This is a genomic window from Desulfosarcina ovata subsp. ovata, assembly GCF_009689005.1.
GTDB lineage: Bacteria > Desulfobacterota > Desulfobacteria > Desulfobacterales > Desulfosarcinaceae > Desulfosarcina > Desulfosarcina ovata.
Genome location: NZ_AP021879.1, coordinates 2,373,524 through 2,400,223 on the forward strand (window position 1 = coordinate 2,373,524; position 26,700 = coordinate 2,400,223).

Below are 26,700 nucleotides of genomic sequence, written 5' to 3' on the forward strand. Positions count from 1 at the left end.
TATGCCGAACGGTATTGGTTTTTTTTATATCCTGGCCCTGATTAAAGAGGGCAGTGATGAGACCTTTTCCCGGGCAAGAGCTTGTCTGGCAATGAGAATGGATCGAGAATACGGCTTTGAAAAAATAGGTGACTTATTGGGGGGGCTTTTGGATTATCTGCAAGGTAACTCCAGGGGGGCGGATAGTATTCTTCGTCACAGCGTTTGGATTAGTTCATGGCATCATTCCTCAGATTTGATCCCCGATTTTTTCACCTTGTTTGCTTACTACTGGGTGGACAGGGAAGAAGCAAAAAGAAAGCTTGAAGACATAAAACAACTTCATAAACTTGCAAAAGATAATCAATACGTCTGGTTTGCCGGAGAACTGGAGACCCTGATCCAACGTTTGTCAAAGTCCGGATCCAAAACCGGCAAAAGCAAGCATCCGTCCTGTCTGGTCGAGCTCACCAGTGAGAGCAATGTCTGGGAGCACACCCTGAATGCGCTGCTCGCCTTGAACAAAAAAACATCCCCTGGAAAACGACGTGCGAAAAAGCAGGAAAACGATTACGATCAACGCATGGCCTGGTTCCTTGATTACGTGGATAACGGAGAGTGCGGCATCAGCCCCAGGGAGCAAAAGCGAAATGCCAAAGGCGTTTGGACAAAAGGGCGTCCGATTGCCTTGAAACGGTTGTGCGATGAGATAAGAAAATTTCCCTACCTGACGGAGCAGGACAAAAAAATTTGTGGGCATATCCATGCCAATAGTTACAAAGATGGGTGGTACACCAAGGTGGAATATGTTTTCGATGATGCCTATCTGCCCGATGTCGTTGGCCATCCCTTACTCTTTTCAAGCGATGGAACCACCCGGTTGGAGTTGGTTCATGGAAAGCCTGAACTCACGATTTCAACCCAGGGCAAAGGGCAATTTGCCCTTGTTTTGTCTCCCAGGCCCCGACGTCATTTTAAGGCAGACCATGTGGTGGTACACAAGACTTCGACGCGAATCAAGTTGGTGTCTCTGGACGCAAAATATCAGGCCATTGCCGATATCCTGGGACAGGAGGCCACATTTCCGGCATCCGCGAAGGATAAAATTGTGCAGGTGATGGATGCGCTGGCAGGGGATATCACCATTCATTCGGATATCGAAGGGGGAAGTGGGAGTGAACGTGTTTCAGAGGTAGAAGCCGATTCAACCCTCCATATTCAGCTCTCTCCCCTGGGAGAGGGGCTGAAACTCTCCATGGTCGTTCGTCCCCTGGGTGAAGAGGGGCCCTCTTATCCCCCCGGCAGCAAGGGAAAAAATGTCCTCGCCCGCGTGAATGGCGTCCAGATGAAAACGACAAGAGATCTTGAAGCCGAAAACGCGTTGGCAGCCCGGTTGCTGAGCGGCACTCCAACCCTTGCTGCTGCTGAAGAGAATCAAGGAGAATGGCACTTTCCAGACGTGGCGGATTCCCTGGAGTTGATACAGGAATTAGGGGTTCAAGTAGAAAAAGAGGGGGTTATGCTTGAATGGCCCGAGGGCAAACCCTTTGAGTTGGTAGGAAACATTTCCTTCGACAACTGCCGACTCAACATCAAAGGGGGAGAAGATTGGTTTGCCATGACCGGACAGGTGGTGGTGGATGAGCGCCTCACCCTGGAGATGGGTATGCTTTTGGAATATCTTGAAAAAAGCAACTCCCGATTCCTGGAGATCAAGCCGGGTCAATTCGTTGAATTAACCGAAGTCTTTCGTAACCGACTCCAGGCCCTCGACAGATACTCCTTCAGAGATGGAAACGGAGTAAAGTTTCACCCCCTGGCTGCTTTGGCCCTGGAGGGATTTTTCCAGGAAGTCGGCTCGGTAAGCTCCAACAAGGAATGGAAAGCTCACATAGCCAAACTTCAAACTCAGACCGATCCACTGCTGGCGGCCCCATCCACCCTGAATGCCGAGCTGCGCGATTACCAGTTGGAGGGGATCAATTGGATGAACTGTCTGTCGGACTGGGGCGTGGGGGCTTGCCTGGCCGATGACATGGGAATTGGTAAAACCATGCAGACCCTGGCCATGCTCATCAAGTATGCCCCGAAAGGCCCGTCACTGGTGATCGCCCCCACTTCGGTTTGTGCAAACTGGGTTGCCGAAGCCAATCGCTTTGCTCCGAGTCTGAACCTTATTTTATTTGGCGGAAGCAAACGGAAAAAAATTCTGGAAGATGCCGGAAATTTTGATGTGCTGATCTGCAGTTACGGCCTGATGCAGCAAAAAAAGGTGGCTGCCATGATGTCGGCGATCTCTTGGCAGATGGTGGTGTTGGATGAAGCCCAGGCAATAAAAAATTTCGCCACCCAGAGATCCCGATCCGTCATGAAGCTAACGGCTGCATTCAAGGTGGTTCTCACCGGAACACCCATTGAAAATCACTTGGGTGAGCTGTGGAATCTGTTTCAGTTTATCAATCCCGGACTCTTAGGATCCCTGGGGCAGTTCTACGAGACCTTTGCCGTCCCCATTGAAAAAAAGGGGGATGCCCGGGCAAGAAAGGATCTCAAGCGACTGATCCAGCCGTTCATCCTGCGTCGGACCAAAGCCCAGGTCTTGGAAGAGCTGCCCTCCCGCACAGAGATTGTGCTGGATATCGATTTGAGCAAAGAGGAAACGGCGTTTTACGAGGCCTTGCGTCAACAAGCGCTGGAGCGCCTCTCCAATGATGATGAGAGCCATGGCGGCCAAAGGCACCTCAAGATACTGGCGGAGATCACAAAATTGCGTCAGGCGTGTTGTCATAGTGAACTCGTCAACAAAGAGATCTCCATTGCCAGCAGTAAACTAGCGGTCTTTTCTGAAATTCTGGGAGAACTCATCACCAGTGGACACAAAGCGCTTGTCTTCAGCCAGTTTGTGGGGCATTTAGCCCTTGTCCGAAACCATCTGGATGAATCCAACATAAAATACCAGTACCTGGACGGCAGTACGCCGGCTACCCAGCGACAAAAGGCCATCCACGGCTTTCAATCCGGGGAGGGGGACGTGTTCCTGATCAGTCTTAAAGCCGGGGGCGTGGGGCTGACCCTCACTGCAGCGGATTATGTGATTCACATGGACCCATGGTGGAACCCGGCGGTGGAGGATCAGGCATCGGATCGTGCCCATCGGATTGGTCAGCAACGTCCGGTGACCATTTATCGCCTGATTACCAAAGGGACGGTGGAAGAGAAAATTGTACAAATGCATCGCCGGAAACGCAAACTTGCGGATAGTCTACTCACGGGGAGCGATTTAAGTGGGAAAATTTCTGCCGAAGAACTCCTGGCTTTAATCCAGGAGTAAAGGAGTACTGAAAATGGGTTAACGCCGCTTTGGAAAAGATTGACACCAAAAGGGAAAGCCGTTGGATGGAAAGCGTTGCCGTGGGCAGTAGCTCCTTTATCGATCGCATAAGATCCGCCATGGGCGCTATGGCGAAAGGTCGCCGGCCTTACTCAGATGGTGGCGCAGTTGAACTCCGGGAAACGCAGGCTCCCTATATCGCGATTTTTGGTGGTAAAAATCGCGATATAGGCCCCAAATAGGCATGCTTTTTCAACTTTTTTTTCATTATTACAGCTGGTTGGCGTGGCCCGTCCCTCAATCCCCTCCCTCAATCCCCTCCAGCATGCTCCTGGAAATACCGGCGCGATCGGCCAATTCCTGGGCAGTAAGCTTTCGCTCCTTGCGTGCTTCTCGGATTAAGGCACCAAGCAGTGTAACCGCGTCGCGGCTATAGCGTGAATAAGTGCGTGGGATGGATTTTGGCATCGTTTGACCCTTGGTTCGTATATAGGCCATGAAGCACTTTTATGACCTTTATATGAACCACGGATAATGAACATCCGTCGATTTGTCAAGAATGTTTTGCAGCGTATATAAACCATAAAAGACCTTATTTGCTTATGGACGGGTGCCCCTATCATACAAACCAATAATCGAATTGGCGTCCCCAAATATCCCCCGACTCCGCTTATCGGACATAAAGAAAGCTTGACAGAAAACGTCCAAAAGACACAAAATAGTCAAATCGATCATTTTGAATATTTGTCGAAAGGAACATGATCATGGACGTCACCGCAACGGAGTTTAAAAGAAAATTGGGCCAATATCTGGATGAAGCCGAGCGCAACCCGGTGATCATCAAGAAATCAGGCCGGGAAAAGTCCGTCCTGCTGTCGATCGACGAGTACAACCGATTGATGGCGCTGGAAGATGCGTATTGGGCGCAACAGGCTAAGCAGGCTGAAGCCGGCGGCTACCTGGGCGAGGCGGAAACCGATAACCTGTTGAAACGGACCGCCTGATGTATAAACTCGATTTTACCAAAACGGCGGGTAAATTTTTGCAGAAGCTGCCGGCCAAGCAATTCCGGCAAATCGTCACGACCATTTTCCGTTTGCGGAAGCTGCCCGAACCCCATGACGCCAACCAACTGGTCGGCTATCCGGAATACCTGCGGGTAGACATCGGTGAATACCGGATTATCTACCGCGTTAATGGCGATACGGTGAAAATTTGCGTGATTGGAAAGCGCAATGACAGCGAGGTTTACAAACGCTTTAAAAGAGGGGGTTAGAAAAGCGATATGCGTTTGCTATAAGATCCACTGGTTTGGCCAGTTTGAGATCATCGCCGTAGGTAAATGGGGGAAAGGCGACTAAATGAATCTGCACGTTTTGTCTGATCTGCACGTCGAATTCGGCGACTTCAGTGTTCCCGACGTTGACGCTGATGTCGTTGTTTTGGCTGGCGACACTCACGTCGGGATCCGGGGGCTGCGGTGGGTGCTCGACCAGGGAATCAAAATCCCGGTGATCTATGTTCTCGGTAACCACGAGTTTTATCGCGACAAGTTTCCGGGACTGATCGACGAAATGAAGAAAGAGGTGGAAGGCACCAACGTGTGGGTCCTCGAGAACGACATGTTTGAGATTGGAGGTTTCCGTTTTTTTGGCTGTACGCTGTGGACCGACATGGCGTTGCTCGGAGACCCTGGCGTCGCGATGGCTGTTGCCGGCGACCGAATGAACGATTATCGGCTGATCCGCAACAGCAAGACGTATGGGAGGCTCCGGCCGATCGACACCGTTGCCTAGCACAAACGGTCAGTGGAGAAACTCCGTGAATTCCTGGAATCAGGTGACTCGGAGCGCTCAGTCGTCGTGACGCACGCTTGCCCGTCCATCAAGTCTATTCCTGAACGGTTCCGCGGCCACGCCCTCTCCTCGGCGTTCGCATCCAACATGGAAGGCCTCATCCAGAAACACCAACCAAAACTCTGGATCCACGGCCACACCCACGACAGCTTCGACTACAAAATCGGAAAAACCAGGATCATCTGCAATCCAAGAGGATATGTGCCAAGCGCGGATAACCCGGAATTCAAAGAAGGGATGACGATTGAAGTATGATCCGGCTCAGGAGCTGTGGGGACGGGCAGAAATGGGGATCAGCGCCCATGCGTAACAAAGCGTTTCGCTGCCCGTCATGATGCGGGACAATCGATCAACAAAATCATTGCGGTCGGAATCATTCAGAAAGATTTTCCACCGCTCGACCCCGCGGCAAATAATGTGGTGCAGCGCTCCTGGCGCATCGATTCGGGCTTGTCTTTGCATACTGGTTTCTTTATCCATAGCGGATTTGACCATCATTTTAGACAGCTCTGACGCATGAATAAAAAGAATCAGGGGTTGGTCACGATTAGGGCCCCACTTTTCATCACCCGGCTAACGTCTTCACACTTTTATGACCAAGATTTGCTCCTCAGACAATTGTCATGACATAATCTCAATTATGTCTGACCGTGGACTCCCATCTCTTCCAGGCTTGAGAGGCTGTTTCGCTTTGTTTTGGTACGGCTACTGCTACACCAACCGAAGCTGAAAAGGGGCGGCCAGACGAATTTCCAGCCATTCATAATCCAACCAGGGGTTGGCTATGGTCTCGCGAATAAAGCGAATAAGGCCTCGCACGCCGGTATCTTTGACGACCTTGGCCAGCCGTTCCGAATAGCGAGCCAAAACGTTGAACATATGGCCCAGACGCATTAAATAGTGATATCCCTTCATGACATTCCAGTTATACGAAAAGCAGTGCTCATAGCGATATCCATGATGTTTTTCAACCAGGATACCGGTTTCGATGCCCCAGCGCGCGCGTGCGCCCAGATTGCACCGTTCGTGAAGATTAAACCGGTTCAACGGTTTGCTGGACAGCCACACGTGTCGGCTGCTTTTGTCCTCCAATTGCCCGGTTTGCGGGTTAACCTGTTGCCAGCGCTCTTGGCATTCGACGACGTGCAGGATTTGGCTTTTTTTATCGTTCGGACCAAACCGATAGTCGATACTGTTTACCCATTTGAACACCTGTTTTCTGTTGCCCCATCCCTGGCGGAAACGATTTTTTATCTCAAGTGCCGCAAGCGCTTCAAATTCACTCATCACGCTGGGAAGGGATTTGTCTTTCAGGACGATCATGAACTGCCATTTATTTTTGCGGCAAACCTCTACCACGGGACCCTTGGCGTAAAGCCCATCGATTAACACCATGATTTTCAGCGCCGGAAAGGCCGACTTCAGGCGTTGGGCCAATCGGTAAAAGGCTTTAAGCTCGCAGTCCTGTTTATCATTGGCGGTGTCGCCTTCGGTGTAGCTTAACATTTCACTCATCAACGGAATAGTCATGCCATCGCGAAACGCCAGATTGGCCTCTAAAATATAGACATGGTATTGAAGGTGCTCCCCATCCGCTTGCGTAACGGTGCGCTGCAAACACTCCTCGGCCCAAATCCAGTCACGCTTAAATTTGCCGGTGCCATCGATCGCGATCGGATAGCACTCGTCAATCAAATAGCGCCGAAATTTCTTTTTCCGGATCAATTGCCGGATCAACTCAAGATGCAACTGTTCGATTTGATTGACGTCGATCACCGCCAGTAACCGTTTGAGCGTGTCATGATGGGGCAAACTTTCAAGCTCTGGGAAGAAAAACTGCAGATTCTGCCAAAACAGCGGCCGGGACATCTCCCGGTTGGCCTCGCGACTAGAGCTCATCTGAAAAACAAACATCAGTATCCCATAGATCATCAGGGTCGACAGATTGTGCTTGATCTTTTTAGGATTTCTCGGGTCCTCGATTTTGGACAGTTGCTTAAGCAGCACAGGCATCTTGGCCCGAAAGATCCCTATTTTCTCGGCAACCGCCTCATTGCGGGCAGTGTACTCCTGCTCAATGCTTTCGTATTTACACTTGCCGTTTGAAATCGTGGCATGTGATGGCGCCTTAAAGCCCTTGGCCTTTTCATCCTGACGCAATTTTTTCTGTGCATGTTTGCGCTGTTTGATTTGGGCTTTGATCTGCTCACGACTGGGTCTGCGGCTGGTTTTTTTCATCCGTCAGCCCTCCCCTGAACATAACACTTGCCGAAAATTATCCGCCAGCGGATAAACAAAGATCTTTTTCGGACTGGTGGCGTAGCTTTGACCCTGTCGAATAAGCCCCATTCCGCGGGTCATGCCAAGATACCTAAAATTGGCCGCCCGGTAGCACGTCCCATCGAAATAGTGCGGATCGACAAAGGTTTCCAGCAAAACCGGCCGATAGCCCCAGCGCTCCTGCCAGTGCCGCCCCAACTCCCTGATCGCCTTGCCCAATGCGCAGCTTGCCAAGTACCTGACCTTTACCCACGGAAAAATCAAATACCGCCCATTGTTGACAACAAATCCCAGGTTCCGCAGTCGCTCGTTGGTGCTCCAGCCGATCCATTGATCTCTCTTGATTAGCGCTTTGGCCGCTCCTGAAAACAGCATACACCCCAATAGCGTGCCTGCGCCTTCGACAAAATAGCGCAAATAACATCCAAATGGCTTCTTGTCCCCCAAGTAGTGGTAACGGCTCAGGTATTCATTAAAAAGCGCCTTATCTGCTTTGCCTTGTACGACCCTGAGCCGGATCGGCCCGATATCCGAAAGCTTGCCCACGACTGGCTCTTGAGGCTGGATCCGATGGGATGCTATCGGCTGCTTGCCGCTTTTGCGGCCGCTATCGCGTTTAGCGGGCAATCGTATGCGCCCTTGCGCTTCCAAACGCTTGAGCAACTTCAGGCAGGCGTCCACTTTATTGCCGCCGGAAGCGGTGTGCCAGCCCAAATGCTCACATACCGTTTGGGCCAACTCCCACTGACTCAACCGCCAAAATGTCTCAACGGTTTCGCGAATTTGCGCAAGCTCCTCACTCTCAATCTGCCGTCCACACTGGACTATCAAAGCGACCTCCTTTTCAAGTGTAGCGTCACGACTAGGATGCGTGCTTACAAACATCCTATGCTACCTCTACCAAAAGCCCGATCGCTTGTCTATAGCTATTTTGAGACAAACTTTTTTTGATGTCTGTCTATCTCGCTGGTATCAGTGGGTTTAAATAGTTATGCGTCAGTGCTGCATTTTAGATAAGCGCATTGACATTCCAGCAAGCACAAAGTAGACTAACGAAAATAGACTAAGTTTGTGAGATGCCGTATGGAAACAGTTAATATTCACTATGCGAAAACCCACTTTTCAAAATTGTTGCTCCGGGTAAATGCCGGTGAAGAGATTATTATTGCCAAATCAGGAAAGCCTTTCGCCAAACTGGTGCCTCTAGCGCCCGTTTCCCGGCGAACACCAGGTATTGTCGATGGATCTGTATCAGACGCTTTTTTTGAACCATTGCCGGAAGAAGAGCTTCAACATTGGGAATGATATTAGACACACATATCTTTCTCTGGTGGCTTTTCGATGACCCAAAGCTGCCAAGACAAATCGAATCACACATTGCAGACGTCAAAAATCCTATTTACATCAGTGCCGCTTCTGTTTGGGAAATTGCCACGAAATACCGATTGGGTAAGTTGCCTGACGCTTCTAAAGTTGCCGAAAATGTACCTGAATGGATATTTAAGGCGGGATTTCAGCCGTTGGCGATCACACCCGAGCATGCCCAGCTGGCTGGCAGATGGAAAAGCGCTCACAGAGATCCTTTTGATCGCATGCTGGCAGCTCAATCAAAGATAGAAAAGATATCTTTGGTTAGTGTTGACAAGGCGATGACCAGCTTCCCGATTGATATTTTTGGCGTGAACGGTTGAGCATGGGAAGGAACAGGGACATTCTATTGATATATTGAAAAGATGATTAATTTTTCCTTATTCAAACCAATAAACCAATGGACGTAATCCCGCAGATCCAAAATTGTAAACCGCAAATCCGACGAACGTCCCCAATACTCCCCATCAATTGCGATCCCGAGCAGGATCCCCTTCAGGCGCTCCTTTGATTTCCTTACATCTGTAACCCTTGCGAGCATATTGCCTCCAGGTCGCTTAAAATTATTTTTCGTGGTTCGTGGAACAGAATTGAGCTGTGGTGGATCACATTTTCGGAACACAGATAGGAAATGGAATTATTCTTCCCCGTTCGCCGTCATTTTCTTTTGGCGATATTTGTTCATTGGCCGCAACTTCTGGCTGGTTGCCCTGGTGGGTTCGGCCGTTAATCTATCCAGGACAACACAATAATCGAATTAGCGTCCTTAAGCCCCACCCTATTATTTAGATATTTAAAGACGTCCCGGGCATCCTCGGGCATCCTTGAGGCTTGCTATCCATTCAATACGGCTCAAATTGCTTAAAAGCATTTTTTTGCCGGGCAAAAAGTGACTCTAAGCCGCTATCAAGGTTGTTTTTATCATCTTTATTCTGTATTTACAATTGGTTCACTTGGTCTGATAATCATTAAAGTGCGATTGCGGCCAGCAGAGAACCATCATGAACACCGTATAACTGTTACAGATTTTTTGCCTCAATACATGATGGTTCTCTGCTGGCCGCTAGTAAGAAAGGCACCTCCCTTCCATAGCGACCATCGCTGTGGAATAATTGGGTATCATATCAACCAAATTAGGAGGTGCCATATGAAAACATACGCTGGAATCGATCTTCATTCAAGTAACAGTTTTGTCGGGGTAATCGACCAAAATGACGAAAAGCTCCACAGTCGTCGTCATGACAACAATCTCAAAGAAATTGTTAAGGTGCTTAAAAGGTACAAAAAAAGCCTTCAAGGGGTTGTCGTTGAATCCACCTATAACTGGTATTGGCTGGTAGATGGGTTGCTGGAGCAAGGGTACAAGGTCCATTTGGCCAACCCGGCGGCCATCCAGCAATACAAGGGTTTGAAAAACAGGGATGACAAATATGATGCGTTTTGGCTTGCGCATTTGCTCAGGCTTGGCATCCTGCCACAAGGCTACATTTACCCCAAGTCATTACCACTACAGCGCAAGATAGCTGTAGACAATTAAATCAAAAGCATGTATGCTTCCAATTAACAGGGCGATCAATCGAAGCTACGGCGTTGCACATTGTTCGTTCGTCGGCTTGAAAGCGGTTCTTTCCGCTGCCGTGGAGTCGCGTTTTACCGTTAACAACACCATTGCCGCTATGCAAATAGCTCAAAAACAAAATGATATTTTGCCGCCGGTTCCGCCTACGTTCAACACCGATGCAATAGCCGGAACCATAAAGGATTTTGGCCCGGCCAAAGTTGTACCCGTCAGTGGTTCGGACTGGGAACCATTGTGGGATCGATGGGTCCGTCAGCACCACTATTTAGGATATCGGCGGCTTCTGGGACATCGGCTCAAGTACTTGGCTTTTTTAAAAGACCGTCCTGTCGCTGGTTTGTCGTGGAGCGCGCCGGCATTGAAACTGTCCGCAAGAGATCGTTTTATCGGTTGGTCTCCGGAGCAACGAAAACAGCATCTGCACCAACTGGCAGCCAACAGCCGTTTTTTGATCCTGCCCTGGGTTCAGTTACATAATCTGGCATCGCATGTTTTGGCCCTCAATATCGCGCGGTTGCCTGCGGATTGGCTACGCCATTTCAGTCATCGACTCCTGCTTCTGGAAACGTTTGTCGACAACCGCTACTTTGCAGGCACCTGCTATAAAGCCGCCAACTGGCAGCACATTGGGCCTACGCAGGGCAGTACCAAACAAGGCAAAGGATATCGCTATCATGGCAACCCAAAGGAGGTTTACCTTTATGTTTTAGACCCGAACTTCAGACAAATTATCGATTGCCGACAACAGCCCGCCCTTTCGTGTGATCGCCCTTCCACCCAAACCAAAGTGGAGGCGTTGGTCATGCTTTTAGAACATTGTCGATGGCATCCGCAACTTACTGCCGATTTGAATCTCGATCCCTTTGATCTCGAAACGATTGCAAAAGAGCTCGTCGATTTTCATCAATGCTTTCATGATGCTTACGGACGCTCCGAACATCACCGTCTGGGATTAGCCTATTTTTCCGGACTCATGAGCAATGCCGAAGCCAAATCCGTGGAACCGATCGCGCTTGAATTTCTCGATCAAAAATCTGTCCGCTCCCTGCAGATGTTCATGAAGAACGGTCGTTGGGACCATGACACCATGCTGCGAGTTCATCAGGAAATGTTGGCGCCGTTGATCGCCGCCCCCGATGGAATGATTACCGTCGATCCCAGCGATTTTCCCAAAAAAGGCAAAGAATCGGTCGGTGTGGCTCGGCAGTATTGTGGTCCGTTGGGAAAAACAGAGAACTGCCAATCCGGTGTCTTTATTGGCTACTCAAGCGATAAGGGATATGGCCTGCTCAATTGCCAGTTGTATATGCCGGAAAGCTGGTTTTCTCCCGAGCAGGAAAAGCGACGCCGGTTCAACATGGTCCCCGAAGATCTCGTTTTTGAAACCAAGCAGCAGATTGCCTTAAGACTAATCAATGAGATTGTCGCAGCGAAATACTACCCTGCAAAGTGGGTCGGCGCCGATGCCGCCTTTGGCAGTGACATAGAATTTTTAAACGCCTTGCCCAAGGATCTGCTTTACTTTGCCGCAATCAAGTCCAATACCCAGGTTTTCACAAAAAAGCCAAAAGTGGGCATCCCGCCATATAAAGGGCATGGCCGTCATCCCACCAAAGAGAAAGTATTACCAGGTCAACCCAAGCCGAGAACCGTATCCGAAATCGCTAAGTCCGGTCGCCTGTCCTGGAAGACGGTCGTTGTTGCCGAGGGTGCCAAGGGACCCATCATCGCCAAGGTGGCTCGCATTCGCGTTTATATGTCTCGCGACGGATTGCCGGCAGGTGATCAACAATGGCTTTTCTTTCGACAAAACGACGATGGTAAAATCAGATACGCCATTTCCAATGCTCCCAAAAAAATTTCTCGTTCCGAAATGGTGAAAGCTTCTACTATGCGCTGGCCAATTGAACAGTGCTTTCAGGAAGGCAAAAGTCAGGTTGGCATGGATTGCTACGAACACCGTTCCTGGACCGCCTGGCATCGGCACATGACCTTCGTATTCTTGGCCTTGCACTTTATGCTGCGGATGAGATTGCGCTTTAAAAAAAACTCCGTTGTTGACGGTTCCCTTGGTTCGCAAAATACTATCTGTAGTACTTCCTCTCAGGTCGCTGAGTTCCGAGGGGATGTATGAAATTGTTCAATATCACCTGCGCCGTAATTTGATTTCGTATACGTCACACAGGAAAAAACGGATCATGTTGGCCAACTCTCATAACATCAATGTTTCGCTGTAGTGTTACGCCCAATAAGGGATCTATTTCGAAGGAGAATAATGTTCGTAAAACAACGAACAACTCAGATTCTCAGTTTGCAAAGCATGATTGCCCGTAATAAAGGGGTGGAGCAAAGCGCAAGTGCCATAGCTCGATTTCGCGATGATTTCATCAATCAAATGTTCGATTGCCCACATTTGGTATCCACCGCCCGTCACCAAATAGAAACGATCCGTTTTCTCGAAAAACAAATCAAGGATATTGAAGCGGAAGTAGAAGGCATAGTAGAATTAGACAAAGCTTATCAGAAGTTATTATCCATCCCAGGAATTGGAAGAATTTTGGCAATGACAATAATGCTTGAGGTTGGAGATATCGGGCGATTTGAGACTGTTGGGAACTACTCATCGTATTGCCGCTGCGTAAAGGCACAAAGCACGTCAAACGGCAAAAAGAAAGGCAATAACAATCGTAAGAACGGCAATCGCTATCTGTCCTGGGCTTATGTGGAAGCCGCTAATCACAACAAGAGAAGTTGCCCTCGGGCACGGAAGTTTGTCGAGCGCAAAACGGCTGAGAAAAACTACACGGTGGCGATCAAGGCCCTTGCCAATAAACTGAGTAAAGCATCGTATTTTATCATGAGAGATCAAACAACTTACGATCCATCGTTGTTGTTTGGGTAAGATTTGGGTACGGCAGTAACCCACGACTGGGGTCTGGTACAATCCATATGGTCTGATTGGTGCTGCCGTATCCTGCTTGTTTTCGATTCGTCCGCCCATGCCGTGAACCACTATAGGGTTGGCTCCAAGCCACTGGTCTGTGAAACATCATTTGGAATCGGCATGGTACCGAAGGTCTTCTGGGGCTCTTTGAGCCAGGGATGGCATAGACTATCTTGATCCCGATGGGTGACTGGTGCGGATCGACCACAATCGATCTAACCGACCAAATTGAAGCTACGGGCGCGGAAGAAGGAAAAACAGCGAAAACGTCGTTTAAACAGCATTATATTGGCCAAGCGAAAAAAGCCTGTTTTTTTCGTACGGGAGGGTGTTTTTTTACTTGACCCGCACTTTAATGGGCGCACTTTAATGGGTGACCCGCACTTTAATGGGCGACAAAATTCCCTAACCATCCAGGACAACACAATAATCGAATTAGCGTCCTTAAGCCGCGCCCTATTATTTAGATATTTAAAGACGTCCCGGGCATCCCGCATAAACCGGAAATCCGACGAACGTCCCCAATACTCCCCCGGTTCGCAAAAGCAGATATGGATTGGGGATCAGCGCCCATGCATAACAAAGCGTCTCGCTGCCCGTCATGATACGGGACAATCGATCGACAAAATCATTGCTCGGCAGAAGGTGCTGTGTTTCTCGTACATCCTGGGCTTTTCACGCCGGCAGTATATCGATTTTACCACCGACCGACCAACGCACCCTATTTCAAACCAATAAACCAATGGAATGTCCCCGACTACCCGAGGGGCCTGCGGATTGTCGAAGAGCAAGGGTTTAAACTTTCAGATGAGGTTATCTGTTAATCCGATAAACCAAGGATGTCCCTGAAATCCCCCAAATGAATAACGCCTGGCAAACTACCACGAATAAAGGTATACGGGTCCAGCAGTTTCAGCGCATTGGGAATTTTAACCCCGTGAACACGTACGAAGTTGTCTTGGTTGTCGTTAAAATAACAGAACAGAAAAATAGCCCATGTCGACAGAAAATCAAATTTTTATGGAAAAATATCATGCATTGCCTTTTCTCGAAAAAAAGATTCTACAGATTCTTTCCATCGCCTATGGCAGGTTGAATCAGACCCAGTTACGTGCCTGTCTTGTCGCCCTAGACATCAAGACAAAAGACGGTAAACGCTTTGATTCTGGGACGAGAAACTCCATGTCAAAGCTGCTTCGCGGTTCGCTGGATGTCCTTCTGGAAACAGATATATTACATGGAAAAAGCCGCAGTGTCCTTGTGATCAACCGAGATTACATTGAAGTCTTGACAAGGCACCTCGTTGCAGAAAAGACATTCACAGCCCTGGCCGAGACCCTTCAACACACACTGAATCTGACTGAAGAGGGGTTGGCACAGGTACCATCTCTGTCAATGGATCAAGTGACGGCTGGAATGCGGATTCTCTTTTATCGGGAAAAGGTGGACCAAGCCACTGCGCTTTATGAAAAATTCAAAAACCGGGTTGTTTTAGACAAAGAGCCACTTCCCATCGTGTGGGAACGGATCTGCTGTCGCCCCTTTGACCCGGACTGGTTTCGATTGTTGCCGCCGGATATCCATACAAGCTTTCTGGAAGAGCCTTATCTTAATAAAATAGCACGTTGGAAGCGGAACGATTCCTATGCCGATTACCTGGAATCCCTTGTCATGGAGGGGTCTGAAAAATGTGAATCAGACCTTGAGGCGGCGGTATTGGAAAAATGGATGCTCACCGGTCAACAAAAGCGTCTGGATGCCTGGCTTAAAAAATATGGTGAGAAAAGCGAGCACCTTGAGAACAGTATGTGTCTACAGGGATGGATGGCATTTTGTAATGGGGCGAATGCAAAATCCATCACATTGTATGAAAAAGCACTGGATCTTCTGAAAAAAAGAACAAAAGGGAAAAAGAAAGTCTTTTTCAGCCAGTTCATGGGTTTTTTTTATATCCTGGCCCTGATTAAAGAGGGCAGTGATGAGACCTTTTCCCGGGCAAGAGCTTGTCTGGCAATGAGAATGGATCGAGAATACGGCTTTGAAAAAATAGGTGACTTATTGGGGGAGCTTTTGGATTATCTGCAAGGTAACTCCAGGGGGGCGGATAGTATTCTTCGTCACAGCGTTTGGATTAGTTCATGGCATCATTCCTCAGATTTGACCCCCGATTTTTTCACCTTGTTTGCTTACTACTGGGTGGACAGGGAAGAAGCAAAAAGAAAGCTTGAAGACATAAAACAACTTCATAAACTTGCAAAAGATAATCAATACGTCTGGTTTGCCGGAGAACTGGAGACCCTGATCCAACGTTTGTCAAAGTCCGGATCCAAAACCGGCAAAAGCAAGCATCCGTCCTGTCTGGTCGAGCTCACCAGTGAGAGTAATGTCTGGGAGCACACCCTGAATGCGCTGCTCGCCTTGAACAAAAAAACATCCCCTGGAAAACAACGTGCGAAAAAGCAGGAAAGCGATTACGATCAACGCATGGCCTGGTTCCTTGATTACGTGGATAACGGAGAGTGCGGCATCAGCCCCAGGGAGCAAAAGCGAAATGCCAAAGGCGTTTGGACAAAAGGGCGTCCGATTGCCTTGAAACGGTTGTGCGATGAGATAAGAAAATTTCCCTACCTGACGGAGCAGGACAAAAAAATTTGTGGGCATATCTATGCCAATAGTTACAGAGATGGGTGGTACACCAAGGTGGAATATGTTTTCGATGATGCCTATCTGCCCGATGTCGTTGGCCATCCCTTACTCTTTTCAAGCGATGGAACCACCCGGTTGGAGTTGGTTCATGGAAAGCCTGAACTCACGATTTCAACCCAGGGCAAAGGGCAATTTGCCCTTGTTTTGTCTCCCAGGCCCCGACGTCATTTTAAGGCAGACCATGTGGTGGTACAAGAGACTTCGACGCGAATCAAGTTGGTGTCTCTGGACGCAAAATATCAGGCCATTGCCGATATCCTGGGACAGGAGGCCACATTTCCGGCATCCGCGAAGGATAAAATTGTGCAGGTGATGGATGCGCTGGCAGGGGATATCACCATTCATTCGGATATCGAAGGGGGAAGTGGGAGTGAACGTGTTTCAGAGGTAGAAGCCGATTCAACCCTCCATATTCAGCTCTCTCCCCTGGGAGAGGGGCTGAAACTCTCCATGGTTGTTCGTCCCCTGGGTGAAGAGGGGCCCTCTTATCCCCCCGGCAGCAAGGGAAAAAATGTTCTCGCCCGCGTGAATGGCGTCCAGATGAAAACGACAAGAGATCTTGATGCCGAAAACGCGTTGGCAGCCCGGTTGCTGAGCGGCACTCCAACCCTTGCTGCTGCTGAAGAGAATCAAGGAGAATGGCACTTTCCAGACGTGGCGGATTCCCTGGAGTTGATACAGGAATTAGGGGTTCAAGTAGAAAAAGAGGGGGTTATGCTTGAATGGCCCGAGGGCAAACCCTTTGAGTTGGTAGGAAACATTTCCTTCGACAACTGCCGACTCAACATCAAAGGGGGAGAAGATTGGTTTGCCATGACCGGACAGGTGGTGGTGGATGAGCGCCTCACCCTGGAGATGGGTATGCTTTTGGAATATCTTGAAAAAAGCAACTCCCGATTCCTGGAGATCAAGCCGGGTCAATTCGTTGAATTAACCGAAGTCTTTCGTAACCGACTCCAGGCCCTCGACAGATACTCCTTCAGAGATGGAAACGGAGTAAAGTTTCACCCCCTGGCTGCTTTGGCCCTGGAGGGATTTTTCCAGGAAGTCGGCTCGGTAAGCTCCAACAAGGAATGGAAAGCTCACATAGCCAAACTTCAAACTCAGACCGATCCACTGCTGGCGGCCCCATCCACCCTGAATGCCGAGCTGCGCGATTACCAGTTGGAGGGGATCAATTGGATGAACTGTCTGTCGGACTGGGGCGTGGGGGCTTGCCTGGCCGATGACATGGGAATTGGTAAAACCATGCAGACCCTGGCCATGCTCATCAAGTATGCCCCGAAAGGCCCGTCACTGGTGATCGCCCCCACTTCGGTTTGTGCAAACTGGGTTGCCGAAGCCAATCGCTTTGCTCCGAGTCTGAACCTTATTTTATTTGGCGGAAGCAAACGGAAAAAAATTCTGGAAGATGCCGGAAATTTTGATGTGCTGATCTGCAGTTACGGCCTGATGCAGCAAAAAAAGGTGGCTGCCATGATGTCGGCGATCTCTTGGCAGATGGTGGTGTTGGATGAAGCCCAGGCAATAAAAAATTTCGCCACCCAGAGATCCCGATCCGTCATGAAGCTAACGGCTGCATTCAAGGTGGTTCTCACCGGAACACCCATTGAAAATCACTTGGGTGAGCTGTGGAATCTGTTTCAGTTTATCAATCCCGGACTCTTAGGATCCCTGGGGCAGTTCTACGAGACCTTTGCCGTCCCCATTGAAAAAAAGGGGGATGCCCGGGCAAGAAAGGATCTCAAGCGACTGATCCAGCCGTTCATCCTGCGTCGGACCAAAGCCCAGGTCTTGGAAGAGCTGCCCTCCCGCACAGAGATTGTGCTGGATATCGATTTGAGCAAAGAGGAAACGGCGTTTTACGAGGCCTTGCGTCAACAAGCGCTGGAGCGCCTCTCCAATGATGATGAGAGCCATGGCGGCCAAAGGCACCTCAAGATACTGGCGGAGATCACAAAATTGCGTCAGGCGTGTTGTCATAGTGAACTCGTCAACAAAGAGATCTCCATTGCCAGCAGTAAACTAGCGGTCTTTTCTGAAATTCTGGGAGAACTCATCACCAGTGGACACAAAGCGCTTGTCTTCAGCCAGTTTGTGGGGCATTTAGCCCTTGTCCGAAACCATCTGGATGAATCCAACATAAAATACCAGTACCTGGACGGCAGTACGCCGGCTACCCAGCGACAAAAGGCCATCCACGGCTTTCAATCCGGGGAGGGGGACGTGTTCCTGATCAGTCTTAAAGCCGGGGGCGTGGGGCTGACCCTCACTGCAGCGGATTATGTGATTCACATGGACCCATGGTGGAACCCGGCGGTGGAGGATCAGGCATCGGATCGTGCCCATCGGATTGGTCAGCAACGTCCGGTGACCATTTATCGCCTGATTACCAAAGGGACGGTGGAAGAGAAAATTGTACAAATGCATCGCCGGAAACGCAAACTTGCGGATAGTCTACTCACGGGGAGCGATTTAAGTGGGAAAATTTCTGCCGAAGAACTCCTGGCTTTAATCCAGGAGTAAAGGAGTACTGAAAATGGGTTAACGCCGCTTTGGAAAAGATTGACACCAAAAGGGAAAGCCGTTGGACGGAAAGCGTTGCCGTGGGCAGTAGCTCCTTTATCGATCGCATAAGATCCGCCATGGGCGCTATGGCGAAAGGTCGCCGGCCTTACTCAGATGGTGGCGCAGTTGAACTCCGGGAAACGCAGGCTCCCTATATCGCGATTTTTTGTGGTAAAAATCGCGATATAGGCCCCAAATAGGCATGCTTTTTCAACTTTTTTTCATTATTACAGCTGGTTGGCGTGGCCCATCCCTCAATCCAGAGATCACACGGGCGGATCTGATTCTCTCGATTCACGACATGTGCATGACTGCGAAAAAGAGTGGACCCCATGCCCGAAGCCCGATGGTTTTGAAATGAGAAATAGTCTGCCTCATTATCCAGTATATCTTAGGTGTTAAAAAACTGATCGCATTGATGACTGCCCTATCAGCCGTCGAGCCGGATTTTTGCTCAATGCATTGAACGCTTGCGGTTGAAAAACGTAATTCCAGGTTCCATTGCGATAATAAAGGAAATTAAACGCTACCGGGTTCATTCCATTAGGCAATGCGCCTCCACCGTAGTCTTCAAATCCAGAGTAAGAAATTACTGGCATTCCAACATTGTGAATATCATTCCAAATACTATCGACATTTGGATGTTGATTATGGTAAACGCGCATGTATGCAGCTCCTTTAGGCGAGTCTGTCACCACAAACGCACAACCATTCATTCCAGCAGTAAAGACGAACTTAGAGGGAGGGTTTAGTCTTAGCACATCTGTAAAGCCGGGCAAACCGTGCCCAGCGTGATAAGGTACCCAATATGCGTCAATGCCCCCTTGCGGAATCATTTGAACTTGAACAGTATTTACTCCAAATCCAAAAAATCCTCCAACGGGATCAAAGTCTAAACGGCAAACACCCGCTGCGTTTGCTGCCTGCACTAGAGCCCGGCTCATACCGTCGCCGTGCCGCATTAACCCTTCAAACCACCCCTTAATATCTACTGAGTACGTATTTATGAACCTAAAAGGGTCAGCTCGGAATAAATTATTGTAGTACGCAGACATGCTTTTTCTCCATTTGGTATAGGCTCTAATGCTTGCCTCACTGACCGGGCGGGAGGCAAACGGAAATTAAAAAAGATTGACCAATTCCATAGATTAAAATCGTTCAAAAGAAATGCCATGGCCCGCCCGGTCGGAGTGGTGCACCCTGGGGTCGCGCTAAATTATGGCCTTGTAATTATTTGCAATAATATGATTTTCATATCAATTATTATTGCTTAGATGGCCTGTTTTGACCTCAAAAACGCCATTTTAAGATCCTGACTGGAAAATCCAAGGGAAAGTATTGCCCCAAGATATTTTAACCTCGTCCATCTTTTGCGGATTATCATCTTCATTTCCGTAGTTTTCTATGGTTTCTCGTAAAGGAGTTCGATCCAGCGGTTGCGATCTTTGGCAAATTTTAAAAGGAAATCTCTCTTATGGCATCGTTGGGTGATACGCCAAATATGTTCCGGTATAAAATGTCGATAAGCGCGTGCCATCGCTCAGATTCGCTTAAAATAGGTTTTTTACCCCCAAAAGTGATCGCCTAAGACGTTTTCAGAGGTTATTTTTTCACCATTTATCTATTTATGTCAAATGGTTAATTTGGTGCGACCCCAGTGCCCAATTTGGTGCGACCCCAGTGCCCATCACGGATTTGACCATCATTTTAGATAAGCGCATTGACATTCCAGCAAACGCAAATTAGACTAACAAAAATAGACTAAGTTTGTGAGGTGCCGTATGGAAACAGTCAATATTCACTATGCGAAAACCCACTTTTCAAAATTGTTGCTCCGGGTAAATGCCGGTGAAGAGATTATTATTGCCAAATCAGGAAAGCCTTTCGCCAAGCTGGTGCCCCTAGAGCCCGTTTCCCGGCGAACACCAGGTATTGTCGATGGATCTGTATCAGACGCTTTTTTTGAACCATTGCCGGAAGAAGAGCTTCAACATTGGGAATGATATTAGACACACATATCTTTCTCTGGTGGCTTTTCGATGACCCAAAGCTGCCAAGGCAAATCGAATCACACATTGCAGACGTCAAAAACCCTATTTATATCAGTGCCGCGTCTGTTTGGGAAATTGCCACGAAATACCGATTGGGTAAGCTGCCTGACGCTTCTAAAGTTGCCGAAAATGTTCCTGAATGGATATTCAAGGCAGGATTTCAGCCGTTGGCGATCACACCCGAGCATGCCCAGCTGGCTGGCAGCTGGAAAAACGTTCACAGAGATCCTTTTGATCGCATGCTGGCAGCTCAATCAAAGATAGAAAAAATGGCTTTGGCTAGTGTTGACAAGGCGATGACCAGCTTCCCGATTGATATTTTTGGCGTGAACGGTTGATCATAGGAAGGACGAGGGTCATTCTATTGATATATTGAAAAGATGATTAATTTTTCCTTATTCAAACCAATAAACCAATGGACGTAATCCCGCAGATCCAAAATTGTAAACCGGAAATCCGACGAACGTCCCCAATACTCCCCCAAAATTGTAAACCGGAAATCCGACGAACGTCCCCAATACTCCCCATTCAATACGGCTCAAATTGCTTAAAAGCATTTTTTTGCCGGGCAAAAAGTGTCTCTAAGCCGCTATCAGGGTTGTTTTTATCATCTTTATTCTGTATTTACAATTGGTTCACTTGGTCTGACAAGAATTCCTAACCCTTGCGAGCATATTGCCTCCAGGTCGCTTAAAATTATTTGTCGTTGTTCGTGGAACAGAATTGAGCTGTGGTGGATCACATTTTCGGAACACAGATAGGAAATGGAATTATTCTTCCCCGTTCGCCGTCATTTTCTTTTGGCGATATTTGTTCATTGGCCGCAACTTCCGGCTGGTTGCCCTGGTAGGTGCGGCCGTTAATCTATCCAGGACAACACAATAATCGAATTAGCGTCCTTAAGCCCCGCCCTATTATTTAGATATTTAAAGACGTCCCGGGTATACCTCCCGTACTTATTGAGGAAATTTCCAAGAAGCTTTTACCGAAGCTAAAAAAGGATGTAATTGTTATTAAGAAGAGCTCTGAGTATTCTCGCTACTGTTATTTATAATGTTTACTGTTGTTGAGCAATTATCTTGCGTAGATTGTCTACAATAATTCTCACTAGGATCAAATTTCTGTGCAAATCTGACAAATGATCGATCAACGTAATACAAAGTGTTGTTATTTGATGTTGGTATGTCTTGTCTTTGCATTTTACTTGTCGGCATTCCTTTTATCCTCCAAAAGAGAGCTTTAATACATTATCGGCTCTTGTTATAAGAACTTTAAACATTTTCTACTTATTTTGCAACAGTATTTATAAATTTATTTTAGAACGATACGGATCATTGTTAAGAAATTGTTTGACCAATTCATATGTTGCCGATTGATTTACAAATATAAATCTAATTAGCAAATACAAGGATAATATATCGGCAAAAACATACCCCATATCAACATCCAATATGGGATTAAAATAATTGGCTTTGATATGATCAAAGCACAAATACCCAAAAATTGTCCTATTCACATCGTCTAGGTTAAATTTCTTAAGAAATTTTTTATTAAGGATATTATTCCAAAGTGTTAATGGAATAACAAGTGTTGATTTGTAACAACTTCTATAATGTGGCTTAATTGTCTTCCCATCTTCTGACGATGACCTTTGCCAACAATTTATCCATTTTTCATCAATAAAAACATTATTTTTCGTTTGAAAAAAACGTTTGATTTTGCCTGTGGGCCGATAATTATCTACAGCTTCTTTGATCAATCTCGGGTTGTAGTATTCCCCTTTTTGGGTTTCTACAGGGATATTTTGGCACAAGTAATAACGACCATTCTCTTTCACAGAGTTGAAACCTTTATTCTCGGAGACTGAACAATCAGAATTATATCCAACTTTTTTTTCTCGAAATAATCCAATTACAAGTTTTTCTCTTGGATCAAAATTTGCTTTAATACAAATACGAGGAGACTTAATATGGCGACCAGCAAAAAATTTTTGCATTAAATTGAATGAAGAGGAGACAATACTTCCAATTTGTTCGTTTAGGTATTCTACTAGTTGATCATGTTTCTCTTCTATTTCACTGCGATCTTTTTGTTCATTACCGAACGCGTACTTCATTTCTTTATGATACTCACCAGCAAGAAAAGTGTATTGAATAAATTCGCCTTGATGGTGGCAAATAAAGTCGCGCAAGTTTCTTGAGACAGATTCATCGCAATATTTTTTGCTTTTGCTAAAAAAATTTATTTCATTTGAGATTATTGATGCACTGATAACGCTCATTAACTTCCCCCATAATTAAAATCCTCAATATGAACGGTGCTTCGCAACAGAACCAACAATATATAAATAGGTTTACACAACAAGAACTCGATCACTGGAACAGCTATACTTTAATCGGGAACATTTAAAGTTTTAAAAATATATCTTTTTTCGATTTTTTATCCTAAAATGACAATTGAACTGATTTATAATTGAGAATTTTGCACTTCTATAATTTCATCCTTAAGCCAATATATGTCCATAGCTCCCCCATTGTAAATCAAAAAAGCTGATAAAGTTTTGCTTCAACCTTCCTAAATATTTTCGATTCAATAGTCTGGCATATTTGACTTACCGTAATACCAAAATATAAGTTCAACAGTGTTAACAATAATAGAAAACAGAGTGAGATACCGACAAAATATGCAGGCACTAAACTAGCAATTATTACATTTGATTTATAAAAACTATAAATAGCTCCAATTGCAATTATTACAAAAAATATTACTTTAACAGAAAAAGTAATGCGTGAGGCTATTAAGTGCGAAGTACGATCGATTTTTTGTTGTCTTTTCAACCTATCAATTTCATTTTTTCTAATTTGTTCATCAAATTGAATATTTTTAGTCTTTAATTTCAAAGAATATTCTTGTAACTTTTTAGTTTTCGTCTCGTATTCATTTTTAATATTATTCTCTATAATTTTTTCTGCATTCTTGATTAACTGTGTAACTGTACCGGCTTGCCAAGATTCATCATCTATAAGATCCTCATTCCCTTGGCTTAATTCAGCCAAATTTCTCCTCACACCGATATCGTATCTTAGCAACAGATATTGTTCTTCAGTGATGCTTTTTCTGCTTCTTAACTTTTCAATCTGTTCAAAATATTTTTTCCAAAAATTATCACTTGGTTGTATAGCAGCATAGCAATCAGCAATTATCCTTTTTTTTGGTAATGATGGTGCCTTATTTGGCATCTTTAGCCATAAATGGGCAGTCAATCTATGATCAGTAATACAAGGCGGAACACTACAGTTTTCAAATCCATTATATTCAAAAAAAGATCTTACTGATCTGGCCAAACCATAATTTGTTGTGATAAATATTGCCTTACAGTCTTCAATTTTATCTGTCAGTTTTCCCTTTCTTAATCTTATTATGGCGGATACTGAATCTACATCCATTTGTAGTGCTCTTGGATTGGAGTATTTTACTTGCCTTAGAAGTTCATCACTTAAATACTCTTCATTTATTGAGTAATCACAATATTCAGGCTTTTCAACGATTTGTATAGCTAATCTATTTTGAATATCTTTCCTCAGTGTATTCTTTAATTCCATCACATCGGTTTCTGTAAAATTATTTGATAAAAAATATTCAGCAGCAAATCCAAAAATTGCTTCCGGTCTTGTAGGATCCAATGCAATAGAACATGCATGCAATATTCCTTCAATTTCTACCAATGTGTGTTCAAAACAGTACAATCCACCGTTGCTATCATATAGCAATTTTAAAAGTTCTTTACAGGCAACTTCTCTTTCTGGTCCAGCATATCCTAAAGAAAAAATAATAAATGGTGTGTCAAAAAAGAAAGCTGTATCCTTGAGCTTTTTGTTGGCGGTGCTAATATCAGGTAGGTACATAGAGCTTGCTAAGATGTGTCCTTGCACAATAGATTCAAAATAACTGAACTCGGCTGTATTTTCATGCTCAGCATTTAGTATAAACTTTGCAACTATATATAAATCTTTATCTGATCTTCTCTTTTTTCCAATTACTTGTTTTAAAGGGACACCTGATGTTAATGTGCTAAGAATTGTTACACCATTTATATCTAAATAGGAAAATAAAGTTCTCTCAGCATAATTTTCATTCCATATCTTACCATATTTTTCCTTTGCAAACTCAATTAGTTTCTCTAACAAAATCTCATATCTAGAAATAAGCTTTTCTTGATTTTGTTGAAAATATTTATTCGCTTTATACTTTACTAATTTTTCGTTATCTTTAAATAATGCATTGTGTTCCGATTTAAGTAATTTCTTTTTTTTTGCTCTATTCAAAAGAGTTATGATTATTTTTTCCGGAAAACTAATGGAAAACTTTTTATTTAAAAGACCTTGAACATTTTGAGAGTTAATCGGTTCGATTGGATTACAATCTTTAATGCACTCGATTATAAATGGAATAAATATGTCAATATAGTCTTTTCGCTGTGGGGATTCCCAATTCATTTTTAATAGAGCCAAAGTCTGAAGAAGTCTATTTTCCATTATATTCGCCTATTATTACAATGCATTAAATTTCTACACAATTTGCCTATAAAAATCAGGGAACAGCAAAAAGCTACTATCCGAAATAACATCCACTGCGAGAAATTCGGGGACGTCCATTGGTTCATTGGTATCCTTTTTATTCATGATCAGCCCTTTTCAATTCTGGCTAACTCAGAACTTTTCCCATCCCTTTTTTTGGACCACCGCAGTAACAACGCCCGGCTGTTGTTCACCGCACTGCATATTCATCGCCCAAGCCTATAAGTAATGTTAGTGCCTGATTCCTGCACCAGCTGAGCCATGACCAGTTCTTTACAGACATCTTCAGGGGTTGCAGAACTTGAAAAACCCGGGCACTGTGACTTGATCCAATTGATAAACTTTGTGCGTTTTCGCGGCCGTTTCCTGCCATCAATTTGTTTGAGCTTGGACAATACGATTGATGCAGGGTCGCTCAATGATGAAGACTCGCAGTTCTTAACCGGTCCAGATGGTTGGGTCCCTACTTTTTTGCACTTACGTCCGATTCTCTTCAAATGATTGACCAGACCATTGAATCCGGAATCGTTGCTTATGATATGGAAGGTAATTGTTTTATCGGCAATCTCATGCAATCGCCCTAAATAAAACGCCAAATGGAAATCAAGATTATTATTTCCCATTGTGGAAACACCGATTAATTCGATTCTACAAATATCGGGAGATGGCAACGTTCCAAATTTAACCTTGGTGTTCCTGGGACCACAAAAAACGAACACCTTCTCATAGTCGGAGAGATTGATGGCTTCAAGGGAACCAACATTTTCATAATCGACAAATGCCCAGATCATTCCATTTTCCTTATCATTATCGCTTTAACGGCAGGAACGCCGGTCACCCAGCGTTCTCCGTGCAAGCGGTTTTCTCATATACTGTAATCACCTACCACCTGCATTGATGAAGCCTCATCAAAGGAACTGAAAACTATTTTTTCTCTCGCCCGCTTCGCTTGAGGGCACAGAGACGCAGAGGATGCTTGATTTCCGAGAGGGAAATCAAATCAAAGCCATGGCATGGGGCCGTTTTGGCCTTTTGGGCGAAGCCCATGCAATTTGTGGCCTTGATCATCGTTTCGGCCACATATGTCGTCTCGCTCCCACGCTCTGCGTTGGAGCACCGTGATAATCCCTACTGGAATATGGGTTCCCACGCAGAGCGTGGGAACCAGGTGTCTCCTGTTGCTTTCTAAATTGCTGTATAGCCGAAACGATGACCAATGCCCAATTTGTTGTTCCTCTCTGTGAGCTCTGCGACTCTGCGAGAGATTCTTTTTTCGGATGACAGGGCGAAGTGAATCTTGCCATCCAGCGTTTTTAGTTAACTGCAATCACCTACCACCTGCAGAGCGGGTGGTTTGATAAAGCCTCCCTCAAAGGGGGGCTGCTGAAAATCATTTTTTCTCTCGCCCGCTTCGCTTGAGGGCACAGAGACGCAGAGGATGCTTGATTTCCGAAAAGGAAA

The 26,700-nt window shown here is 46.1% G+C and carries 21 protein-coding genes; 13 read left to right on the forward strand and 8 right to left on the reverse strand.

Translation table 11 applies throughout. The annotated features are described in order from the left end of the window. Position 1 precedes the first annotated feature (1 nt). Positions 2 to 3,310 (forward strand): DEAD/DEAH box helicase, encoded by a 3,309-nt coding sequence (locus GN112_RS10745; protein WP_155310212.1) that lies wholly within the window; start codon positions 2 to 4, stop codon positions 3,308 to 3,310. A gap of 297 nt (positions 3,311 to 3,607) precedes the next feature. Here GN112_RS10745 and GN112_RS10750 read toward each other — a convergent pair whose 3' ends face one another. Then, positions 3,608 to 3,808: a helix-turn-helix domain-containing protein gene (locus tag GN112_RS10750; protein WP_331457518.1), complete on the reverse strand. Its 201-nt coding sequence runs from the start codon at positions 3,806 to 3,808 to the stop codon at positions 3,608 to 3,610. Positions 3,809 to 4,074: 266 nt separating this feature from the next. Here GN112_RS10750 and GN112_RS10755 point away from each other — a divergent pair, with 266 nt between their 5' ends. The 4 genes from GN112_RS10755 to GN112_RS10770 all read left to right on the forward strand — a co-directional run bounded on the left by GN112_RS10755 (position 4,075) and on the right by GN112_RS10770 (position 5,421). Further along, the gene (locus GN112_RS10755; protein ID WP_162458871.1) at positions 4,075 to 4,314 is read left to right on the forward strand and encodes a type II toxin-antitoxin system Phd/YefM family antitoxin; all 240 of its coding nucleotides are present in this window, start codon (positions 4,075 to 4,077) and stop codon (positions 4,312 to 4,314) included. Further along, positions 4,314 to 4,586 (forward strand): type II toxin-antitoxin system RelE family toxin, encoded by a 273-nt coding sequence (locus GN112_RS10760; RefSeq protein ID WP_155310215.1) that lies wholly within the window; start codon positions 4,314 to 4,316, stop codon positions 4,584 to 4,586. Before GN112_RS10755 ends, GN112_RS10760 begins: the two co-directional genes overlap by 1 nt. Before the next feature lie 85 nt (positions 4,587 to 4,671). Further along, positions 4,672 to 5,106, forward strand: a complete 435-nt coding sequence (locus tag GN112_RS10765; RefSeq protein ID WP_155310216.1) for a metallophosphoesterase — start codon at positions 4,672 to 4,674, stop codon at positions 5,104 to 5,106. 12 nt (positions 5,107 to 5,118) lie between these two features. After that, the gene (locus GN112_RS10770) at positions 5,119 to 5,421 is read left to right on the forward strand and encodes a metallophosphoesterase family protein (RefSeq protein WP_155310217.1); all 303 of its coding nucleotides are present in this window, start codon (positions 5,119 to 5,121) and stop codon (positions 5,419 to 5,421) included. A 6-nt stretch (positions 5,422 to 5,427) separates the two neighbouring features. Here the strand turns inward: GN112_RS10770 and GN112_RS10775 are convergent, their stop codons facing one another. From GN112_RS10775 to GN112_RS10785, 3 genes are all read right to left on the reverse strand, one after another. Beyond that, on the reverse strand, positions 5,428 to 5,664 hold the full coding sequence (locus GN112_RS10775; protein WP_197743307.1) for a hypothetical protein: 237 nt from the start codon (positions 5,662 to 5,664) through the stop codon (positions 5,428 to 5,430). Positions 5,665 to 5,877: 213 nt separating this feature from the next. Next, positions 5,878 to 7,404, reverse strand: a complete 1,527-nt coding sequence (locus tag GN112_RS10780; protein WP_155310218.1) for a transposase family protein — start codon at positions 7,402 to 7,404, stop codon at positions 5,878 to 5,880. 3 nt (positions 7,405 to 7,407) lie between these two features. Beyond that, positions 7,408 to 8,277 carry a Druantia anti-phage system protein DruA gene (locus GN112_RS10785; RefSeq protein WP_162458872.1) on the reverse strand — a complete coding sequence of 290 codons (870 nt, stop codon included), beginning with the start codon at positions 8,275 to 8,277 and terminating at the stop codon, positions 7,408 to 7,410. 252 nt (positions 8,278 to 8,529) lie between these two features. On the opposite strand from GN112_RS10785, the gene GN112_RS10790 reads away from it, so the two are divergent. The 6 genes from GN112_RS10790 to GN112_RS10815 all read left to right on the forward strand — a co-directional run bounded on the left by GN112_RS10790 (position 8,530) and on the right by GN112_RS10815 (position 18,569). Next, entirely contained in the window at positions 8,530 to 8,751 is a 222-nt protein-coding gene (locus GN112_RS10790; RefSeq protein ID WP_155310220.1) for a type II toxin-antitoxin system Phd/YefM family antitoxin, read from the forward strand. After that, positions 8,748 to 9,137 carry a type II toxin-antitoxin system VapC family toxin gene (locus GN112_RS10795; protein ID WP_155310221.1) on the forward strand — a complete coding sequence of 130 codons (390 nt, stop codon included), beginning with the start codon at positions 8,748 to 8,750 and terminating at the stop codon, positions 9,135 to 9,137. The genes GN112_RS10790 and GN112_RS10795 overlap by 4 nt, the downstream gene beginning before the upstream one ends. Positions 9,138 to 9,961: 824 nt before the next feature. Continuing rightward, positions 9,962 to 10,351 (forward strand): IS110 family transposase, encoded by a 390-nt coding sequence (locus tag GN112_RS10800; protein WP_155310222.1) that lies wholly within the window; start codon positions 9,962 to 9,964, stop codon positions 10,349 to 10,351. 13 nt (positions 10,352 to 10,364) lie between these two features. Then, the gene (locus GN112_RS10805; protein WP_155309980.1) at positions 10,365 to 12,527 is read left to right on the forward strand and encodes an IS701 family transposase; all 2,163 of its coding nucleotides are present in this window, start codon (positions 10,365 to 10,367) and stop codon (positions 12,525 to 12,527) included. A gap of 141 nt (positions 12,528 to 12,668) precedes the next feature. Next, the gene (locus tag GN112_RS10810) at positions 12,669 to 13,295 is read left to right on the forward strand and encodes a transposase (protein ID WP_155310223.1); all 627 of its coding nucleotides are present in this window, start codon (positions 12,669 to 12,671) and stop codon (positions 13,293 to 13,295) included. Positions 13,296 to 14,519: 1,224 nt separating this feature from the next. Further along, complete coding sequence (locus GN112_RS10815) at positions 14,520 to 18,569, forward strand: DEAD/DEAH box helicase (protein WP_162458873.1); 4,050 nt, start codon at positions 14,520 to 14,522, stop codon at positions 18,567 to 18,569. A gap of 440 nt (positions 18,570 to 19,009) precedes the next feature. Here GN112_RS10815 and GN112_RS10820 read toward each other — a convergent pair whose 3' ends face one another. Beyond that, positions 19,010 to 19,666: a hypothetical protein gene (locus GN112_RS10820; RefSeq protein WP_155310225.1), complete on the reverse strand. Its 657-nt coding sequence runs from the start codon at positions 19,664 to 19,666 to the stop codon at positions 19,010 to 19,012. 726 nt (positions 19,667 to 20,392) lie between these two features. Here GN112_RS10820 and GN112_RS10825 point away from each other — a divergent pair. Together GN112_RS10825 and GN112_RS10830 are read left to right on the forward strand one after the other, a co-directional pair. Further along, positions 20,393 to 20,614, forward strand: coding sequence for a type II toxin-antitoxin system Phd/YefM family antitoxin (locus GN112_RS10825; RefSeq protein WP_155310226.1), 222 nt, complete (start codon positions 20,393 to 20,395; stop codon positions 20,612 to 20,614). After that, positions 20,611 to 21,000: a type II toxin-antitoxin system VapC family toxin gene (locus GN112_RS10830; RefSeq protein WP_155310227.1), complete on the forward strand. Its 390-nt coding sequence runs from the start codon at positions 20,611 to 20,613 to the stop codon at positions 20,998 to 21,000. The genes GN112_RS10825 and GN112_RS10830 overlap by 4 nt, the downstream gene beginning before the upstream one ends. 965 nt (positions 21,001 to 21,965) lie before the next feature. Here the strand turns inward: GN112_RS10830 and GN112_RS10835 are convergent. From GN112_RS10835 to GN112_RS10845, 3 genes are all read right to left on the reverse strand, one after another. After that, entirely contained in the window at positions 21,966 to 22,943 is a 978-nt protein-coding gene (locus GN112_RS10835; RefSeq protein WP_155310228.1) for a hypothetical protein, read from the reverse strand. A gap of 259 nt (positions 22,944 to 23,202) precedes the next feature. Next, the gene (locus GN112_RS10840; RefSeq protein WP_155310229.1) at positions 23,203 to 25,197 is read right to left on the reverse strand and encodes a hypothetical protein; all 1,995 of its coding nucleotides are present in this window, start codon (positions 25,195 to 25,197) and stop codon (positions 23,203 to 23,205) included. Positions 25,198 to 25,445: 248 nt separating this feature from the next. Beyond that, positions 25,446 to 26,030, reverse strand: a complete 585-nt coding sequence (locus GN112_RS10845; protein ID WP_155310230.1) for a PIN domain-containing protein — start codon at positions 26,028 to 26,030, stop codon at positions 25,446 to 25,448. Between the last annotated feature and the right edge of the window lie 670 nt (positions 26,031 to 26,700).

Coding starts and splice junctions, on each gene's coding strand:
- GN112_RS10745 (WP_155310212.1), top strand. CDS start 2: ATGCCGAACGGTATTGGTTTTTTTTATATCCTGGCCCTGATTAAAGAG.
- GN112_RS10750 (WP_331457518.1), bottom strand. CDS start 3,808: ATGGCCTATATACGAACCAAGGGTCAAACGATGCCAAAATCCATCCCA.
- GN112_RS10755 (WP_162458871.1), top strand. CDS start 4,075: ATGGACGTCACCGCAACGGAGTTTAAAAGAAAATTGGGCCAATATCTG.
- GN112_RS10760 (WP_155310215.1), top strand. CDS start 4,314: ATGTATAAACTCGATTTTACCAAAACGGCGGGTAAATTTTTGCAGAAG.
- GN112_RS10765 (WP_155310216.1), top strand. CDS start 4,672: ATGAATCTGCACGTTTTGTCTGATCTGCACGTCGAATTCGGCGACTTC.
- GN112_RS10775 (WP_197743307.1), bottom strand. CDS start 5,664: ATGATGGTCAAATCCGCTATGGATAAAGAAACCAGTATGCAAAGACAA.
- GN112_RS10780 (WP_155310218.1), bottom strand. CDS start 7,404: ATGAAAAAAACCAGCCGCAGACCCAGTCGTGAGCAGATCAAAGCCCAA.
- GN112_RS10790 (WP_155310220.1), top strand. CDS start 8,530: ATGGAAACAGTTAATATTCACTATGCGAAAACCCACTTTTCAAAATTG.
- GN112_RS10795 (WP_155310221.1), top strand. CDS start 8,748: ATGATATTAGACACACATATCTTTCTCTGGTGGCTTTTCGATGACCCA.
- GN112_RS10800 (WP_155310222.1), top strand. CDS start 9,962: ATGAAAACATACGCTGGAATCGATCTTCATTCAAGTAACAGTTTTGTC.
- GN112_RS10805 (WP_155309980.1), top strand. CDS start 10,365: ATGCTTCCAATTAACAGGGCGATCAATCGAAGCTACGGCGTTGCACAT.
- GN112_RS10810 (WP_155310223.1), top strand. CDS start 12,669: ATGTTCGTAAAACAACGAACAACTCAGATTCTCAGTTTGCAAAGCATG.
- GN112_RS10815 (WP_162458873.1), top strand. CDS start 14,520: ATGTCAAAGCTGCTTCGCGGTTCGCTGGATGTCCTTCTGGAAACAGAT.
- GN112_RS10820 (WP_155310225.1), bottom strand. CDS start 19,666: ATGTCTGCGTACTACAATAATTTATTCCGAGCTGACCCTTTTAGGTTC.
- GN112_RS10825 (WP_155310226.1), top strand. CDS start 20,393: ATGGAAACAGTCAATATTCACTATGCGAAAACCCACTTTTCAAAATTG.
- GN112_RS10830 (WP_155310227.1), top strand. CDS start 20,611: ATGATATTAGACACACATATCTTTCTCTGGTGGCTTTTCGATGACCCA.
- GN112_RS10835 (WP_155310228.1), bottom strand. CDS start 22,943: ATGAGCGTTATCAGTGCATCAATAATCTCAAATGAAATAAATTTTTTT.
- GN112_RS10840 (WP_155310229.1), bottom strand. CDS start 25,197: ATGGAAAATAGACTTCTTCAGACTTTGGCTCTATTAAAAATGAATTGG.
- GN112_RS10845 (WP_155310230.1), bottom strand. CDS start 26,030: ATGATCTGGGCATTTGTCGATTATGAAAATGTTGGTTCCCTTGAAGCC.